General features: G+C 67.9%; 19 protein-coding genes. 5 read left to right on the forward strand and 14 right to left on the reverse strand.

The genetic code is table 11. The annotated features are described in order from the left end of the window. Window positions 1-94: 94 nt before the first annotated feature. From AZG88_RS25440 to AZG88_RS25465, 6 genes are all read right to left on the reverse strand, one after another. Window positions 95-727 carry a hypothetical protein gene (locus AZG88_RS25440; protein WP_061699581.1) on the reverse strand — a complete coding sequence of 211 codons (633 nt, stop codon included), beginning with the start codon at window positions 725-727 and terminating at the stop codon, window positions 95-97. A gap of 86 nt (window positions 728-813) precedes the next feature. Beyond that, window positions 814-1962, reverse strand: coding sequence for an MFS transporter (locus tag AZG88_RS25445; RefSeq protein WP_061699582.1), 1149 nt, complete (start codon window positions 1960-1962; stop codon window positions 814-816). A gap of 61 nt (window positions 1963-2023) precedes the next feature. Further along, window positions 2024-3277, reverse strand: a complete 1254-nt coding sequence (locus AZG88_RS25450; RefSeq protein ID WP_061699583.1) for a dihydrolipoamide acetyltransferase family protein — start codon at window positions 3275-3277, stop codon at window positions 2024-2026. A 30-nt stretch (window positions 3278-3307) separates the two neighbouring features. Next, a complete protein-coding gene (locus tag AZG88_RS25455; protein WP_005252809.1) occupies window positions 3308-4291 on the reverse strand; it encodes an alpha-ketoacid dehydrogenase subunit beta in 984 nt (327 codons plus the stop codon). Then, window positions 4288-5385, reverse strand: a complete 1098-nt coding sequence (gene pdhA / locus AZG88_RS25460; protein WP_061699584.1) for a pyruvate dehydrogenase (acetyl-transferring) E1 component subunit alpha — start codon at window positions 5383-5385, stop codon at window positions 4288-4290. The genes AZG88_RS25455 and pdhA overlap by 4 nt, the downstream gene beginning before the upstream one ends. A gap of 244 nt (window positions 5386-5629) precedes the next feature. Continuing rightward, window positions 5630-5998 carry a DoxX family protein gene (locus AZG88_RS25465; protein WP_005252813.1) on the reverse strand — a complete coding sequence of 123 codons (369 nt, stop codon included), beginning with the start codon at window positions 5996-5998 and terminating at the stop codon, window positions 5630-5632. A 115-nt stretch (window positions 5999-6113) separates the two neighbouring features. On the opposite strand from AZG88_RS25465, the gene AZG88_RS25470 reads away from it, so the two are divergent. Further along, window positions 6114-7142 (forward strand): phosphotransferase family protein, encoded by a 1029-nt coding sequence (locus AZG88_RS25470; RefSeq protein ID WP_061699585.1) that lies wholly within the window; start codon window positions 6114-6116, stop codon window positions 7140-7142. Between the two features lie 22 nt (window positions 7143-7164). On the opposite strand, the gene AZG88_RS25475 is transcribed toward AZG88_RS25470, so the two are convergent. Further along, entirely contained in the window at window positions 7165-7626 is a 462-nt protein-coding gene (locus AZG88_RS25475) for an acyl-CoA thioesterase (protein ID WP_005252816.1), read from the reverse strand. A gap of 58 nt (window positions 7627-7684) precedes the next feature. Between AZG88_RS25475 and AZG88_RS25480 the strand changes: the two genes are divergently transcribed. Genes AZG88_RS25480 through AZG88_RS25490 form a run of 3 tightly spaced genes read left to right on the forward strand, consistent with a single transcriptional unit; the run spans window position 7685 to window position 10666 of the window. Beyond that, window positions 7685-8875, forward strand: a complete 1191-nt coding sequence (locus AZG88_RS25480; protein WP_156517617.1) for a benzoate/H(+) symporter BenE family transporter — start codon at window positions 7685-7687, stop codon at window positions 8873-8875. 7 nt (window positions 8876-8882) lie between these two features. Continuing rightward, window positions 8883-9392 (forward strand): O-acetyl-ADP-ribose deacetylase, encoded by a 510-nt coding sequence (locus AZG88_RS25485; RefSeq protein ID WP_005252820.1) that lies wholly within the window; start codon window positions 8883-8885, stop codon window positions 9390-9392. Continuing rightward, window positions 9389-10666 (forward strand): cation:proton antiporter, encoded by a 1278-nt coding sequence (locus tag AZG88_RS25490; protein ID WP_005252822.1) that lies wholly within the window; start codon window positions 9389-9391, stop codon window positions 10664-10666. The genes AZG88_RS25485 and AZG88_RS25490 overlap by 4 nt, the downstream gene beginning before the upstream one ends. 45 nt (window positions 10667-10711) lie before the next feature. Here the strand turns inward: AZG88_RS25490 and AZG88_RS25495 are convergent, their stop codons facing one another. The 6 genes from AZG88_RS25495 to AZG88_RS25520 form a co-directional block, all read right to left on the reverse strand. Next, window positions 10712-12145: a nucleobase:cation symporter-2 family protein gene (locus tag AZG88_RS25495; RefSeq protein ID WP_061699586.1), complete on the reverse strand. Its 1434-nt coding sequence runs from the start codon at window positions 12143-12145 to the stop codon at window positions 10712-10714. Window positions 12146-12155: 10 nt separating this feature from the next. Further along, window positions 12156-13049 carry a factor-independent urate hydroxylase gene (gene pucL / locus AZG88_RS25500; protein WP_082833475.1) on the reverse strand — a complete coding sequence of 298 codons (894 nt, stop codon included), beginning with the start codon at window positions 13047-13049 and terminating at the stop codon, window positions 12156-12158. A 2-nt stretch (window positions 13050-13051) separates the two neighbouring features. After that, window positions 13052-13396, reverse strand: coding sequence for a hydroxyisourate hydrolase (uraH, locus tag AZG88_RS25505; protein WP_054248788.1), 345 nt, complete (start codon window positions 13394-13396; stop codon window positions 13052-13054). Then, window positions 13393-13902, reverse strand: a complete 510-nt coding sequence (gene uraD, locus AZG88_RS25510) for a 2-oxo-4-hydroxy-4-carboxy-5-ureidoimidazoline decarboxylase (RefSeq protein ID WP_025432998.1) — start codon at window positions 13900-13902, stop codon at window positions 13393-13395. Before uraD ends, uraH begins: the two co-directional genes overlap by 4 nt. 198 nt (window positions 13903-14100) lie before the next feature. Next, complete coding sequence (locus tag AZG88_RS25515) at window positions 14101-14568, reverse strand: DUF6328 family protein (protein WP_005252832.1); 468 nt, start codon at window positions 14566-14568, stop codon at window positions 14101-14103. Window position 14569: 1 nt separating this feature from the next. After that, a complete protein-coding gene (locus AZG88_RS25520; RefSeq protein WP_061699587.1) occupies window positions 14570-15385 on the reverse strand; it encodes a shikimate 5-dehydrogenase in 816 nt (271 codons plus the stop codon). An 85-nt stretch (window positions 15386-15470) separates the two neighbouring features. Between AZG88_RS25520 and AZG88_RS25525 the strand changes: the two genes are divergently transcribed. Further along, window positions 15471-17045 carry a molybdopterin-dependent oxidoreductase gene (locus AZG88_RS25525; protein ID WP_061040704.1) on the forward strand — a complete coding sequence of 525 codons (1575 nt, stop codon included), beginning with the start codon at window positions 15471-15473 and terminating at the stop codon, window positions 17043-17045. 20 nt (window positions 17046-17065) lie between these two features. Here the strand turns inward: AZG88_RS25525 and AZG88_RS25530 are convergent. Beyond that, the coding region (locus AZG88_RS25530) for an HNH endonuclease family protein (protein WP_156517618.1) at window positions 17066-17361 on the reverse strand (296 nt) is incomplete at its 5' end.

Genomic DNA, 17361 nt, shown 5'->3' on the forward strand with positions numbered 1-17361 from the left:
GTCACCGAGGAACTCAAGGCCCTGTAGGCCCTCCGGGCCCGTGCGTGGTTGACGAGTGCAGAGACTCGCAAACCACGCACGGGCGCGAAGCGCCTCAGAGGCGCAGACTGCCGCGGTGCCGGGAGAAGGCGATCGCCGCGGTGTCGGGCCGTCGCTCTTCACGCTCGGCGGCCACAGGGGAGTACAGCATCAGGGTGGACGCCAGTGTCCACCAGATCGCCAGGATGATCAGGCCGGCCGCGAGGCCGAAGATGCCGACGGGTTCGACCAGCGCGGCAGCCTCCGCGACACCGAGCACGACGGCGAAACCCAGGCCCGCGATGACGGGCCGGAACCGCGGCGCCGACACCAGCAGCGCCGAACCGTACAGCGCGGTGACGGCGACGACGTGCCCGCTCGGCAGGAGCACCGACGGCGCATCCGATTCCCATGCCCGGACTGCGGCGCTGGTGAGATTCGCGCCGATACACAGCAGCAGTACGGCACCCATGCCGTACGAGAGTTTTCGCATCGCCGCGACGATGGCGAGGACCACGGTCGCTGCGAGCACCGTGGTGACGTCGATCGCCTGGATCACAGGATCGGCGACGGGTCGGAGTGCCTCCGGGAGGACGAGACCCGACGATTCGGGGCGTATGAGGTACAGCGCGCACAGTGCCACCACACCCGCCGCGGCGAAGGCGAGGCGACGAACACTGCGACGCAGCCTGCTAGTCGATTCGGTCACGACACACAGTGTGCCAACCGACGCTGAACGATCGATGAGAGGCCGCTGTGAGGTCGGTGAACGGTCCTGTTCGTGCGGCGAGCGTGTCAGGTGCGCCGGACTGCCCCCGCGAACGTGGCCGCCACCAGCACGCAGGTCAGGGGCACCACCATCGCGACGGTCAGCGGAACCACCTGGGTGATCCAGCCGATGGTGGCGGGGCCGGCGAGGAATCCGACGTACCCCAGCCCGACCACACGGGACATATTGGTGCCCGCGGAACCCGCGCCGAGGTTGCCCGCGGCGGTGAAGATCTGCGGCACGCATCCCGACAATCCCAGGCCGAACAGCGCCCAGCCCAGGACGGTGAGCGGGAGCAGTCCCGAGACGACGACGAGCAGCATTCCGAGGGCCGCGATCAGGGTGCCGTAGCGGACGACGGCGACGGGACCGAGCGCGCCGCTCACGCGGTCCGCGGTGAACCGGCCCACCGTCATCATCACCGAGAACGCTCCGAACGCGAGGGCGGCGACGGAATCGGACGTTCCGAGGTGCTCCTTGACCTGCAGGGTGCTCCAGTCGTTCGCGACACCCTCCGACAGCATGAGGACGAAGGCGATGCCACCGAGCGCGAGGACCCGCGTGGACAGCCGGCCCTGTGCCTTCTCGGCGGGAGCGGCGTCGTGCCGAGAGCGGGGACGGTCCGCCATCAGCCACCGCGAGCCCGTGGCGACGGTGACGACCCCGACACCGCCGGCGACCAGCAGAGCCGTCACGGGGGCCCATCCGACGGCGAGCGTCGCCGCTCCGAGCAGCGATCCGGCCACCCCGCCCACGGAGAACAGGGCGTGGAACGCCGACATGATCGGCCGCCCGTACCGCTGCTCGACTTCGACGGCCTGCGAGTTCATCGACACGTCCAGTGCGCCGTTCGCGAAGCCGAACACGAGCAGGGCGAGACCGAGTTGCCAGGCCGCGGACGCCAGCCCGGGACCCACGGTGGCGGCCGACAGTGCGAGTCCGGCGATGATCACCATCCGCCTGCTGCCGAATCGGTCGGCCAGTGGACCGCTGACCTGCATGCCGCCGATCGCGCCGACCGCCAGCAGGAGCAACAGCGAACCCAGCGTGGAGTGGCTGATACCGGTCCGGTCCTCGATCGCCGGAATGTGCACGACCCACATGCCGAGCAGGAACCCGTTGATCCCGAAGATTCCGAACGTTCCCGCACGAGCCCGGCGGAGCGGCTCGGCCACTGGTGCGCGCGTGTCGACCGCGGACGCTCGGGAAGTACTCACCGACCAAACGTACCGAGGATCAGAGGTGCGCGAGCAGTGAGGCGGGATCGTGCAGCATCGCCGCGACGGACGACAGGAACCTCGACCCCTGCTCGCCGTCGACCACCCGGTGATCGAACGACACGCTCAGGGTGGTGACCCACCGCACCGCGAGTTCGTCCTCGTGCACCCACGGTCGCCTGGTGACGCTGCCCAGGCACAGGATGGCCGATTCGCCGGGGTTGAGGATCGGCGTGCCCGCGTCGACACCGAACACTCCGACGTTGGTGATCGACACCGTCCCGCCGGTGAGCTGCGCGGGTTCGGCTCTGCCGCTGCGCGCGGTCGCGGTCAGTTCGGTGATCGCGCGGCACAGTTCGAGCAGACTCAGCGACTGCGCTTCCTTGATGTTCGGGACGACCAGACCGCGGGGTGTGGCCGCGGCGATGCCGAGATTGACGTAGTGCTTGGTGACGATCTCCTGGTTCTCCTCGTCCCACGACGCATTGAGGGTCGGGTTCTCCCGCAGCGCGACGATCATCGCCTTCGCCACCAGACTCAGCGGTGTCAGCGACAATCCCTCGAATGCGGGGAGGTCACGCAGGCGCTCGAGCAGTTCCACCGACCGGGTCACGTCGGCGGTCACGAATTCGGTGACGTGCGGGGCGGTGAACGCACTGCGGACCATCGCCGCCGCGGTCTGCTTCCGGACGCTGCGGATCGGGGTGCGGGTCTCGCGCTCCGACGGCTCCGGCGGTTCCGGCGAGTCCGGTGTCGACGGCACGGCCTGCCCGACCGAACCCGCATGGGATTCGACGTCACTCCGGGTGACGGCACCGGACGGCCCCGTCCCCGCGACGACGGCGAGGTCGACTCCGAGTTCACGTGCAGCGACCCGGGCTGCCGGCGACGCGTCGGGGCGCCGACGGTCCGGGCCGGACGTGCCGGTCTCCGGAGCGGTCACCAGCCTCCGCCGGGCCCGTTTGCTCTCGGCAGCGGCCTCGGGCCCGTACCCCACCAGAACGGGCGTGCGCGTGGGAGGTTCCACGCTGGCCGCATCCGTCGCGATCCGGATGATCGGCGTCCCGACCGGCACGGTCGCGCCCGCCGGAACCAGCAATTCCTCCACGACACCCGCGTACGGCGAAGGCAACTCGACGAGCGCCTTCGCCGTCTCGACTTCTCCGATCACCTGATTGAGTTCGATCGTCTGGCCCACCTCGACGGCCCAGGAGACCAGTTCGGCCTCCGTGAGCCCCTCACCGAGATCGGGTAGGCGGAATTCCTGCGCCAACGGACGGCTCCTCTCCTCCGATGAGTGCGATCAGGCCGCGAGGCTGCGATCGACCGCGTCGAGCAGGCGGTCGGCGTCCGGCAGATGGTGCAGTTCCAGCTTCGCCGGGGGATACGGAACGTCGAATCCGCCGACCCTCAGGACGGGCGCGTCCAGCTGGTAGAAGCACCGCTCGGAAATGCGGGCGGCGATCTCCGCGCCCAGGCCGAGGAACGTCGACGCCTCGTGCGCAACGACGAGTCTTCCGGTCTTGCGGACCGACTCCTCGATGGTGTCGAAGTCGATCGGCGACAGGGAGCGCAGGTCGATCACCTCGAGGGAGTGCCCCTCGTCGGCGGCGATGGTCGCGGCCGACAGGGCCGTCGGCACGACGGAGCCGTACGCGACGATGGTGGCGTCCGTGCCCTCCCGGGCCACCCGGGCCCGATGCAGCGGCAGGTCCGGTTCGGCGTCCACGTCGAACTCGGCCTTGTCCCAGTACCGCCGCTTCGGTTCGAAGAACACCACCGGGTCGTCCGCCGCGACGGACTGCTGGATCATGTGGAACGCGTCCGCCGGGTTGCTGGGTGTGACGACGCGCAGTCCGGCGGTGTGGGCGAAGTACGCCTCCGGCGACTCCGAATGGTGCTCGACCGCACCGATGCCGCCGCCGTACGGGATCCGGATCGTGAGGGGCGCTGTGACCCTGCCCTGTGTGCGGTAGTGAATCTTGGCCACCTGGGACACGATCTGGTCGAATGCGGGGTAGACGAAGCCGTCGAACTGGATCTCGCAGACGGGCCGGTAACCGCGCAGGGCCATGCCGAACGCGGCGCCGATGATGCCGGATTCGGCCAGTGGGGTGTCGATGACCCGGTTGTCGCCGAAATCCTTCTGCAGGGTGTCGGTGACGCGGAAGACACCGCCGAGGCGTCCGACGTCCTCACCCATGATCACGACCTTGCGGTCGTGTTCGAGGGCGCGTCGGAGGCCCGCGTTGAGTGCGGCGCCGAGCGAGAGCGTGCTGGTGGTCATGACAGTGCCTCCTCGATGCCGGCGAAGCCCGCGAGGTACGCGGCGTACTGCTCGCGTTCCTCGTCGATGAGTGGGTGGTCGGTGGAATACACGTGCTCGAACAGATCGAGCGGCTGGGGATCGGGGGCATCGATGGTCCCGGACCGCAGTCGCGCCGCGACGTCGTCGGCGGTGGCCTGCACCCCGGTGAGGAACGTGTCGTCGAGCAGGCCCTCCCGGTCGAGGAGGCGCCTCATCCGGTCGATCGGGTCGCGGGCCTTCCAGACCTCGGTCTCGGCTGCCGCCCGATACCGGGTGGGATCGTCCGACGTGGTGTGGGGGCCCATCCGGTACGTGACGGCCTCGATGAACGTCGGCCCACTGCCTTCGCGCGCCCGCTGAGTGGCCTGGCGGGTGACCGCGAGGACCGCGAGGACGTCGTTGCCGTCCACTCGGAGGGCGGGCATGCCGTAACCGGCGGCGCGCTGCGCGATGGGGACGGGACTCTGCAGGTGGACCGGTTCGCTGATCGCGAACTGGTTGTTCTGGCAGAAGAATACGACCGGCGCGTTGAAGCTCATCGAGAAGCCGAGGGCCTCGGCGAGGTCGCCCTGACTGGTGGCGCCGTCGCCGAAGTAGGCGATCGTCGCGATCTCCGCGCCGTCCAGGTGGGCGCCCATGGCGTAGCCGGTGGCGTGCAGCCCCTGGGAGCCGACGACGATCGCGGGATTCGTCACGTTCACGGAACTCGGATCCCACGCGGAATGGGCGCATCCCCGCCACATGCGGGTCATCACCCCGGGGTCTACACCCCGGCAGTAGGCGACGGCGTGTTCGCGGTAGCTGATGAACGCGTAGTCGTCGGGGCGGAGCGCGCGGGCGGAGCCGACCTGTGCGGCTTCCTGCCCGAGCAGGGGAGCCCAGAGTCCCAGTTCGCCCTGGCGTTGCAGCGCGACCGCTTCGACATCCATCCGACGCGCGACCACGAGGTCTTCGTAGAGGCCGCGCAGTTGATCGGGTCCGATGTCGCGGACCAGGCTCGTGTAGTCGGGTCTGAAGACCCGGCGGCCGTCCGGCTGGATGAGCTGGACCGGATAGGCAATCTTGTCGACCATCGGGGTCACCTCGTGTTGTCGAGTCCGTGAACCTTGTGGGTTCGTAGGAGACGGGTACTGCGGTAGGACAAGTGTGTGTCCTACTTCACAGCATCCACGAGAACGCGAAGTGCGCAAGTGGCACCGCTGGCGTCGAGCAGAATGCCCAGTTTTTGGGGGGTGTTGGGGTGTCATGCTGCGTCTAATGACCAATTCGGACACAACCGGCACCAGGTTGTTGCTGCAAGGGTCCGAGAACCCCGGATCACCCCGCGAACACGAACCCGATCGAGGCGAGGACGGCCAGCATCGCGAGGTAGACCGCGGGCATCGCGACGGCCCGGGTGTCGGGGTTTCCGTAGTCGCCGTGTCGGACGTGAAAGGCGATTGCGCACAAGAGGAGAATCAGTAGCGCCACCGTCGAGATCACTCCCAGTGGAGTCCAGTAGAGGCCGACGAGAACCCCGACGCCGCCGGCGAGTTCCGCCACGCCGATCAGCCGCACCTGTTGCCTGCTCAGGCCCCGGGATTGCAACCCCGTCCACGCAGTCCCCTTCAATCTCAGCTTGGGAATGCTCACGGCGACGGCACTCACGGCGAGGAGTACGCCGCACACGATGAGGAAAACTTCCACGTCGGTCCCTCCAGTTCCGGCCGAATCGGCCTCACTGTTGCCACCCTAGGGCCGCGACCTGCGGCGCGGACCGGTTCCCTCCGCATCGGGCTTCCGAGCGGTTAGCATCGAGCGCGTGAATGCTGTGGGGCTGAACGAAGATGCCGTTTCTGCGTGGATTGCCGGACTCGGTGTGGGAGCGATCGCGCCGCTGAGCTTCGAGAGGATCGGGAACGGTCAGTCGAATCTCACGTACGCGGTCAGCGACGCGGGTGGTGGGCGGTGGGTGCTGCGGCGGCCACCGCTCGGGCATCTGCTGGCGTCGGCGCACGACGTGGTCCGCGAACATCGGATTCTGTCCTCTCTGCAGGGATCCGACGTTCCGGTGCCGAAGATCCTCGGGCTCACCGATGATCCGGAGGTCACGGACGCGCCGCTCGTGCTGATGAGTTACGTCGCGGGGGTGGTGATCGACAGTGTCGGTGTGGCGAAGAAGCTGACACCTGAGCAGAGGAATGCCGTCGGACTGGCGATGCCGAAGGCTCTCGCAAAGATCCATGCGGTCGATCTCAAAGATGCCGGGCTGGAGGATCTGGCCAGCCACAAGCCTTACGCGGCACGGCAGTTGAAGCGTTGGAGGGATCAGTGGGAGAAGTCCCGTACCCGTGACGTCCCGGCGATCGAGGATCTGGCGGGCATCCTCGAGCGCAACATGCCGGAGCAGGCCGAACTGTCGTTGGTGCACGGTGATTTTCACCTGAGCAACGTCATCACCTCGCCCGAGGAAGGTGAGGTGGTCGCGGTGGTCGACTGGGAACTGTGCACGCTGGGCGACCCCCTCGCCGACGTCGGCGCGTTGCTGGCCTACTGGCCCGAGGCGGGCGACGAGGACGCCGGACCGTTCCCGGCCTCCACTCTGGAGGGATTCCCCACCCGGGCCGAACTCGTGGAAGCCTACGTCCACCACACGAAACGCGATGTCACACAGGTGGGGTACTGGCACGTTCTGGCGTTGTGGAAGCTGGCGATCATCGCCGAAGGCGTCCTGCGCCGGGTGATCGACGATCCCCGGAACAAGGCCGAGACCGGTGCGCCCACTGTCGCGCTGATCGACGGCATCATCGCCCGGGCGGTGGCCACGGCGGAGGCCGAGGGACTGCGCTGAACCCCCTGGTGGTGCCGGAGGTTCAGACGGCGTCCGGCACCACCAGAAGGGTTGCAGCGCTCCGGATTTCGGCAGGAATCGGCACCGGCCTGCGGGTTTTCGCGTCCACGTACACGTGGACGAAGCGGCCGAGAGCCGCGAGTTCGAGTGCGTCGTCGTTCTCGCGGAAGATCGCGAGCGCATACACGATGCTCCGGGTGCCCAGCTTCTCGATGGACAACCCCACCTGCAGACGGTCCGGGAAGGTGAGTTCGCTGACGTACGTGCAGGACGTCTCGGCGACCACGCCGATGGCGGGCAGATCGCGGATGTCGGTGCCCGTAGTCGCGATCAGCCAGCCGTTGACGGCCGTGTCGAAGTACGAGTAATACGTGACGTTGTTGACGTGCCCGTAATGGTCGTTGTCCTCCCAGCGGGTCGGCACCGGCCACAGGGCGGGGAAGTCGGCGGCGGTCGGCAGGGCGGGGGCGTCGTCGTGTTTCACCGTGCCGACCCTAATGCCACGGATCGCCGGGACCACGCGTCGGGCAGAATCGCGTCCTATGTCTGTGCCCGACAGCGATGTGCGTTCACCCGATTCCGCCGCCCAGCCGATCAGCGCCGGAATCGTCACCGCCCTGGTGGGCTTCACCAGTTCGTTCGCGGTCGTACTCACCGGATTGACGGCGGTGGGCGCGAATTCCGCCCAGGCCGCGTCGGGACTGCTGGCGCTGTGTGTGACGCAGGCACTGGGCATGTTGTGGATGTCGCGGCACTACCGCATGCCGATCACGCTGGCGTGGTCGACGCCGGGCGCCGCTCTCCTCGCCGGCGCGGGGACGGTGAGCGGCGGCTGGCCCGCCGCGGTCGGGGCGTTCGTCGTCGTGGGGGCGGCGGTGATTCTCACGGGGCTGTGGCCGCGGCTGGGACGGCTCATCGCGGCCATCCCCCCGGCGTTGGCGCAGGCGATGCTCGCGGGGGTGCTGCTGCCGCTGTGCCTGGCGCCGGTACTGGCGCTGCGTGACGCACCGCTGGCCGTCGCGCCCGTGGTTCTCGTGTGGCTGGTCTTGCAGCGGTACTCGCCGCGGTGGGCGGTGCCGGCGGCGTTCGCGGCTGCCGCAGTGGTGATCGCGATCGGTCTCGCCTCCGGCAGCGACGGACTGGACACCAGCGCGCTCCTGCCGAGACTCGACGTCACGGCACCGGCGTGGACGTGGCAGGCGATGATCGGGATCGCGATCCCGCTGTACATCGTGACGATGGCGTCCCAGAACATCCCCGGGACCGCCGTCATGAATTCCTTCGGCTACCGGGTGCCGTGGCGGCCGGCCATGCTGGTGACCGGAGTCGGGACCCTGGTGGGCGCGCCCGCGGGCGGACACGCCATCAACCTCGCCGCCATCAGCGCCGCCCTCGCCGCCGCGCCGTCCGCACATCCCGATCCGAGGAAGCGCTGGGTCGCGGCCTTCACGGCAGGCTGGGCCTACCTGGTGCTCGCCGCGTGTTCCGCCGCGGTGGCCACGCTCATCGCCGCGGCCCCCGAGGGCGTCGTGGAGGCGGTCGCCGGGCTCGCCCTCCTCGGCACCCTCGGCGGGGCACTGGCCTCCGCCCTCGACGACGTCCGCGAACGGGAAGGCGCCGTCGTCACCTTCCTGATCGCCGCGTCGGGGGTGAGCATCCTCGGCATCGGGTCCGCGTTCTGGGCGCTGGTTGCCGGATTGATCGTGCGGGTCGCGGTGAGCTCGCGGCGATAATGGGGTGATGACCACCATCGAGGTAGTGCACGGTGACATCACGACGGTCGAGGTCGACGCGATCGTCAACGCCGCCAACTCCGGACTGCTCGGTGGTGGTGGCGTGGACGGCGCCATCCACCGGGCCGGCGGTCCCGAGATCCTCGCCGAATGCAGGCACCTGCGGGCCACCACGTTGCAGGACGGTCTCCCGGCGGGACAGGCGGTCGCGACGACGGCGGGCCGGTTGCCGGCCCGATGGGTGATTCACACCGTCGGTCCCGTGTATTCCGCTTCGGACGATCGGTCGGCCATCCTGCGAAGCGCCTACACCAGCAGCCTGGCGGTGGCCTCCGACCTCGGCGCGCAGTCCGTTGCGTTTCCGCTGATCTCGTCCGGGGTGTACGGCTGGCCCGCGGACGACGCCGTCCGGCAGGCGGTCGGTGCCGTCCGTGAGTCGGACGCCGGAATTCCCCGGGTGCTGTTCGTGGCGTTCGACGCACGGATGGCAGCGCTGCTGGCCGGCGAGGTGGGGTGACGGCGCTGAACACCGATCTCGCGTATCTGACGGCAGGACTGGCTCTCCTGCTGGCCGCCACCGTTCCGCGCCTCTTCCAGGACCGTGCCGTCTCGGCGCCGCTGATCGTCCTGGCGGTCGGAGCGGGGGGCGGCCTGTTCCTCGGCGAGTCGGGAACGGACACCCTGTCGCCGGCACTGCATCCCGCCGTGACGGAACACCTGAGCGAAACCTGCGTCATCGTCGCCTTGATGGGCGTGGGACTGGCGATCGACAGGCCACTGGGCTGGCGCACGTGGAATTCGACGTGGCGTCTGCTGCTGATCGCGATGCCCCTCGGTATCGCCGCTGTCGCGCTGCTCGGCTGGTGGGTGGCGGCGTTGACCCCCGCCGTCGCGATCCTGCTCGGGGCCGTCCTCGCGCCCACCGACCCGGTTCTGGCATCCGACGTGCAGGTGGAAGGTCCCACGTCGGGCGGCGAGTCCCATCAGGAGGACGACGAGGTCCGGTTCGCGCTCACCTCGGAGGCCGGGCTCAACGACGCTCTCGCCTTCCCGTTCGTGTACCTGGCGCTGTTCATGATCGGCAAGGGGCCGATCGAGCAGTGGATCGTGCAGTGGGCGGCCTGGGAGCTGATCGGCAAAGTCGTCATCGGCGCGGCCCTGGGGTGGATTGCCGGTGATCTGTTCGGCCGCGCGGTCTTCCGCTTCCCGATCACACACATGCGCCTGGCCGAACGCAGCGAACCCATCTTCGCGCTCGCTGCCACGTTCGCCGTCTACGGACTCACCGAACTGGCCGGGGGATACGGCTTTCTCGCCGTCTTCGCCTGCGCCGTCGCCATCCGTCGGACGGAGCGGGCCCACGACTACCACGCCGAGATGCACAGCCTGATCGAGCAACTCGAACACGTGCTCACCCTCGCCGTCCTGCTCCTGCTGGGGGTGGCACTCACTTCCGGTCTGCTGACCGGACTGACGTGGGGCGGGGTTCTCGTCGCGGCAGCCCTCGTGTTCGTCATCCGGCCGGTGGTGGGATGGCTTTCGCTGCTGGGCTGCGAGGAGATGTCCGGTCCCGAGCGCCGGGTCACCGCATTCTTCGGGGTTCGCGGAATCGGGTCGATCTACTATCTCGCCTACGCCGCTGCGGAAGCCGGCGTGGACGACGAGAAATGGTTGTGGTCGACGGTGGCCTTCACCGTCGTCCTCTCCGTCCTCGTCCACGGGGTGAGTGCGACGCGCGTGATGCGCCTGCTCGATCTTCGCAGGGAAGGCGGTGCAATCGCGGACCGATAGCGTCGCGACTGCACCGCCCGACCAGGGGTTGCCCGTTTCGGCTGTTTACTCATTGCGCACGGCGGAGGTCCGCGCCGTGTCTGCCGGGTGCTCCGAGTCCTCGGCTGGGTGGACGAGGACGGGCGGCGCCGCCGAGACCACCGAGGGAGTGGGCCGGTTGCCGGCCTTGATCTCGTTGAACAGGATGTTGAGCAGCACCGCGACGATGCTGGCCGCACTGATTCCCGAGTCGAAGACGATGTGCACCCATTCCGGGAAGGCCGAGTAGAACTCGGGCACCGCGATCGGTATCACACCGAATCCGAGGGCCACCGCCACGATCACCAGGTTGAGGTTGCCGTCGTACGACACCTTGGACAGGGTCCGGATTCCGCTCGCGGCCACCGAACCGAAGAGGACGATCCCCGCACCGCCGAGGACGGGCAGCGGCACGGAGGCCACCAGCCGGCCCAGGACGGGGAACAGTCCGAGAGCGAACAGAACCGAACCTCCGGCCGCGACAACGTATCTGCTCTTGATTCCGGTGATCGCGACGAGCCCGACGTTCTGAGCGAACGCGCTGGCCGGGAACGTGCCGAACACCGGTGCCACGGTGGTGGCGAGCATGTCGGCGCGGAGACCGTCGCCGACCCGGCGAGCATCGACCTTCGTTCCCACGATCTCGCCGACCGCGAGGATGTCCGCCGTCGTCTCGGTCATGATCACGAGGATCACCACGGTCATCGAGATGATCGCGCCGATCTGGAACAGGGGAGTGCCGAACGAGAACACCTGCGGCAGTTCGAAGATCGCGCCCTTCCCGACGGCGCCGAAGTCGGCCTTGCCGATCAGCGCGGCGAACAGGGTTCCCACGACGATGCCGATCAGGATGGACAGCCGCGACAGGGTTCCCTGGACCAGCCGGCTCACCAGCAACACGATGAACAGGCTGAATCCGGCGAGCCCGATGTTGGACATCGACCCCCAGTCCGGGGCCTTGGCGTTGCCGCCCATCGCCCAGCGCACCGCGACCGGCAGGAGGGAGATGCCGATGACGGTGATGATCGACCCGGTGACGACGGGCGGGAAGTAGCGCACGATCCTGCAGAAGAACGGGCTGATCAACAGGCCGATCGCGCCGGCGACCATGATGGCTCCGAACACCGAGCGCAGTCCGCCCGGACCGCTGGCCACCGCCACCATGGTGGACACCGAGGCGAAGGAAATGCCCTGCACCAGGGGAAGTTTTGCCCCGAAATAGGGGACGCCGAGGGTCTGCAGCAGTGTGGCCGCGCCGCTGACGAACAACGCCGCCGACACGAGCAGCCCGATCTCGACGCCGGTCAGTCCGGCGGCGCCGCCGACGATCAGGGGAGGCGCGATCACGCCGCCGTACATCGTCAGGATGTGCTGCAACCCGTAGACGTACGACTTTCCGAGCGGCAACCGCTCGTCCTCGGGTCCGGGAGTTCCGGCAACCCGGTGTCCGATCCGCTTCATCGCCGCGCTCCTAGCAGAATCCGGGAACGGAATCCCAGGCGCGGCCGGCGTCGGGAGCGTCCTCGCGCTCGACGGTCGCCTCGATCAACCCGTAGGGGCGGTCGGCGGCGAAGAACACCTCGCCGGGGTTGTCGAGTCCGAACGGTTCCAGGTCGACGAGGAAGTGGTGTTTGTTCGGCATCGAGAACTTCACCTCGGCGATCTCGGGGTGCGCCTCGAGTACCGCCGAACCCATCTGGAACAGGGACTGCTGCAGCGCGAGCGAATGCGTCGTTGCGAACGCCTCCAGCATGACTGACCGCACGTTCTCGAAGGTCTTGTCGAAGTCGACGTCGGTGGTGAGGTACCGCCACCGGGCGCTCACCGACGTCGCGAGGATCCGGTCGGACGTTTCCTGCAGGGTGGTGTACTTGTCCTTCGGGTAGCCCCGGAACTCCGAGCCCGTCGACTTCAGCACCACCATGTTGCTGAGCCCGGACACGATCCATGTCCGGTCGCCGTCGATGGTGACCACGGTGTTTCGCCGTTCGTCGCTCGATCGGACGAAGGAATGGTCGTGGCCCTCGCCGTCGACCGGGATCCGCGCCCACGAGTACTGCTCGATCTCCCATCGGCCGCCGGTGATCCACTCGAATTCCCCGGTGAAGTGCTCTCCGAGTCGCATGGCGAACGTCTCGATCGAGCCGACGCCGTCGCGGGCGAACGCGTACACCGTGTTCTTCTGGGTGTCCGTGGCAACGACGTGCGCGTTGTCGCCGTCGGTGTGCACCGCGTCGAGGTCGCCGCGCAGTTGCGACGTCACGGTGACGTCTTCGATCTCGTGTCGCTTCGTGTCCCGGGTGATCTTGACCAACCGGACTTCTGCCTTGCCGTACTGGTTCTGGCCGAGCACGATCTTGCTCATGATTAGCTCCCTCGGTAGGTCGAGTATGCGAACGGGCTGAGAAGGACTGGTACGTGGTAGTGCTGTTCGCTGTCGGTCAGGGCGAACGTGATGGTGATGTCGGGGTAGAACGCCGGACGTCCCTTCGCGGCGAAGTAGCGTCCGGTGTCGAAGACGATCCGGTAGGTGCCCGGCTCGAGTCGGGCGGGGCCCAGGGTTGTGACGCGTCCGTCGTCGTCGGTGACGGCGTCGGCAACGGTGATCCAGGCGGAGTCGCGCTGGACTGTCAGCGACACCGGCACCTCCCGCGCGGGCATGCCTTCGGCCGCATCCAGCACGTGGGTGGTGACCTGGCTGACGTCGCTCATGCGTCCAGCATCCCGGCGAGTCGACGTGCGGCGATGTCGCGCAGTTCCTCTGCGACAACGGCTAATTCGCTGGCCTCGTCGTTGAGTAGCCGACGGTCGAGTGCGGTGAGGATGTCGGACGTGCTGCGGCCGGCGGCGCGGACGAGGAAGACCCGTCCGAACTTGTCTTCGTAGGCACGATTGCCGTCGGTGAGCCGTTTCTGCGCCGCCGAGTCGGACGAATCGACGTTCGACTGCTCCGAGCGTGCCAGGTGCGCCTCGGCGTCGTCGCCTCCCGGGGGTTCACCGATTCGGGGATGGCGCGCGAGGGCTTGCTCGATCTCGTCCGCGGAGAGCGGGCCGGCTCCCGTCCTGGCCGCGGTGAGAAGCGAGGCGCGATCGGTGTACGGCCGGGCGGACACCAGTTCGTCTGCCCACCGGGGAATGTCCAGGCAGATCCGCGCCAGTTCCGTTGCCTCGGACTGTGAAGCCTCGTTGAATCGTTGGAGTCCTGCATCGAGATCCATGCGACCCTTCTTCCACAATGCGAAATAATGATTCCGTATAGAGAAGCGTGACAGGGGTCACAATTCATGTCAAGACCCAAAATTGAATTGATCCAGATTCGGATGGGAGTGCGATCCGTGGCGTGCTGGAGCCATGACATGTGAAAGCTGTTGTAGAACAACAGTGTACGAAACACGGTCGCGCCGAATTGCGGGTCTCTAGTCCGCGCCGCCCGTATCGTGATCGAACAGGCGGGGAAACACGAACCACAGTGTCGCGAACATCAGCGCGGCCACCACCCCGATCACGATCGCGACCGGACCGCCCACTGCCACTTCGGCAATCAGGAGCACGGTTCCGGTCATGGCTGCGGCGAGAAATCCGACACCCCACAGTGCGAACAGGTTGGCCCTGCGCAGGATGTCGACACGGCGGCCCTGACGGAACAGCACCCGGTGCCAGACCGCCGGGGCGATGAGCAGGGCCGAGGACACCGTTGCCAGGAGCACCGTGACGAGATGGAGCATGCGCAGGCCGAACGGCTGCTCCTCGTACGCCTCGGTGAAGGCGACCGCGAGGAGGAAGGCGAACAGGATCTGCACGCCTGCCTGCGCGACACGGAGTTCCTGCAGCAGCTCGCTGAAGTTGCGTGCGAGCCGTTGCGCGGGTGTCTCGGCGGTGCTCACCTCACGACCGTGAGTACTCGGAGGCCCTGCGGATCTCTTCGGGGGACGGGCGCACGCCGGTGTAGAGGACGAACTGCTCCGCGGCTTGCAGCGCGATCACCTCGGCGCCGGTGATGACGGTCTTGTGGCGTTCGGCCGCGGCACGGATCAGCGGCGTCGCGGCGGGCATGGCAACCACGTCGAACACGGCCTCCGCCGCGTCGATCGCGTCGAGTTCGAATGCCAGATCGTCGGCCTCGGGACCGCCGGCCATGCCGACGGGGGTGGCATTGATCAGGAGCCCCGGCCGTGCCGCGCCGAGTTCGGGTTGCCAGTCGAATCCGTACTGCTTCGCGACGGCGCCGCCCGTCGTCTCGTTGCGGGCGACCACGGTGACGTCGGTGAAGCCGTAGTCGCGCACGGCGGCGACCACAGCTTTGGCCATTCCGCCGCTCCCGGCCACCGCCACGGACAGCGAGCGGTGCAATGCGTTGTCGCGCAACAGGTTCGCGATGGCCTGATAGTCGGTGTTGTAGGCGTGCAACACACCGTCCTCGTTGACCACCGTGTTGACGGATTCGATGACCGACGCCGATTCGTGCATCACGTCGACGTACTCGATGATCTGCTCCTTGAACGGCATGGAGACGCCGGCACCGCGGATCCCCAGCGCGCGGATGCCGCCGACCGCAGCCTGCAGGTCGTTGGTGGTGAAGGCTTTGTAGACGAAATTGAGGCCCAGCTCGCCGTACAGATAATTGTGAAACCGGGTGCCGATGTTGCTCGGTCGGCCGGAGAGCGAGATGCAGAGAAGAGTGTCTTTGTCGAGCTGGTTCATCCGGTAAATACTAGTAGTGGGCTCCCATCCGTGCGCGTTCTCAGCTCCGAATACACGGTGACGACGGCAAAGGAGCAGGGCTGCGATGACTACGACGATCGGTGACCGGCACGAGGCGGCGCGGACGCCCCGGAGGCGGCGGCACCTGTTCTCCCGAGCGCTCGCCGGAGTGATCGCCGCCGGCATCGTGCTCGGGGTGGGCGAACTGCTGTCGGTGCTGATCGACCCGAACTCGTCGCCGTTCTATGCGGTCGGATCGACGACGGTGGACCGCAGTCCCACCTGGGCTCGCGAGTTCGCGATCGACACGTTCGGAACCAACGACAAACCCGCGCTGTTCGTCGGAATGACGATCCTCATCGTGCTCCTTGCCGCGATCGCGGGCATCGTCGAGCGCCCCCGGGCGCCGTTCGGCAGCGTGATCCTGGCGGCTCTCGGGCTGGTGGGAATCTACGCCTCGACCCAGCGACCCAGTGCCACGTGGATGTTTGCGCTGCCGACCGTGGTGGGGGTCGTCGCCGGTATTGCGGTTCTGCGGGTGCTGACGGCCGCCGCGCGGGCACCCGAGGACTCGGACGCCGAGGATTCGTGGTTGCCGCGCCGGACTTTTCTTCTGCTGGCCGCCGCTGCCGCGGCGACGGCCGCGGCCGCGGGAGCGGCCGGCCGGTACCTCGGGCAGCAAGCCGCGGGAGCTCTGGACAACCGCCGCGCCTTCGCCGTTCCCGAGGTGACGGACCGGGCGGCCCCGATCGCTCCGGGCACCGACATCGACGTGCCGGGCGCCACCCCGTTCGTCACGTCGAACGAGGAGTTCTACCGGATCGACACCGCACTGCGGGTCCCGCGGTTGACGACGGACGACTGGCGACTGCGCATCCATGGCATGGTCGACCGCGAGGTCACGCTGACGTGGGACGAGCTGGTCGCGAGGACGCCCGTGGAACGGGTGGTCACGCTGACGTGCGTGTCCAACGAGGTCGGCGGAAACCTCGCCGGCAACGCCACGTGGATCGGCTACCCGATCAAAGACCTCCTCGACGAGGCCGGGGTGCACCCCGACGCCGACATGCTGCTGTCCACGAGTAGCGACGACTTCACGGCGGGTACCCCGGTCGAGGTCCTGCGGGACGGACGCGACGCGATCCTCGCGGTGGCGATGAACGGTCAGCCGTTGCCGTTCGAACACGGTTATCCGGTGCGGCAGGTCGTCCCCGGTCTCTACGGCTACGTGTCGGCCACCAAATGGGTGGTGGATTGGGAACTCACGCGATTCGACAAGGCGGAGGCCTACTGGACGAAGCGCGGATGGTCCGCGAAAGGTCCGATCAAGACCGCGTCCCGGATCGACGTGCCCGCATCGTTCGCGCCCACCGCGCCGGGACCGGTTCTCGTCGCCGGAACCGCCTGGGCGCAGCACCGCGGCATCGAGAAGGTGGAGGTGCGGGTCGACAACGGCGAATGGCAGACCGCGACCCTCGCGCCGCAGTACACCATCGACACCTGGCGGCAATGGACCTGGGAGTGGCAGGCCACGTCGGGCCTGCACACCCTCCAGGTGCGGGCCACGGATCTTGGCGGCAACGTTCAGGTGGAGGAGCGGACGCCGCCGATTCCGGGTGGCGCGACCGGCTGGCACACGCGTTCCTTCACCGTGTCCTGAGGCACCGTCTTCCGAGGCGCTCACGGACACTTCTCCGCCACCTCGGCGAGCGCGTCGCGGTCCGCCAGCGTCACCGGTAGCCCGTACTCCACCGCCACGGAGAGATACTTGCCGGCGTAGAAGCAGTGGTACGCCGGATTCGGCGGAAGCCAGTCCTGCGGGGTCCGGTCGCCCTTGTCCTGATTGTCCGCACCGTTGACGGCCAGTAGGTTGAACGTGACGTCGTTGGCGAACCGGAGCCGACGCTCGGGCGACCACGTCGATGCACCCATGTCCCACGCCGCCGCCAAGGGGTAGACGTGGTATCCGGTACTAG

Origin of the sequence: Rhodococcus sp. LB1, from assembly GCF_001583455.1 — a bacterium.
Taxonomy (GTDB): Bacteria; Actinomycetota; Actinomycetes; order Mycobacteriales; family Mycobacteriaceae; genus Rhodococcus_F; species Rhodococcus_F opacus.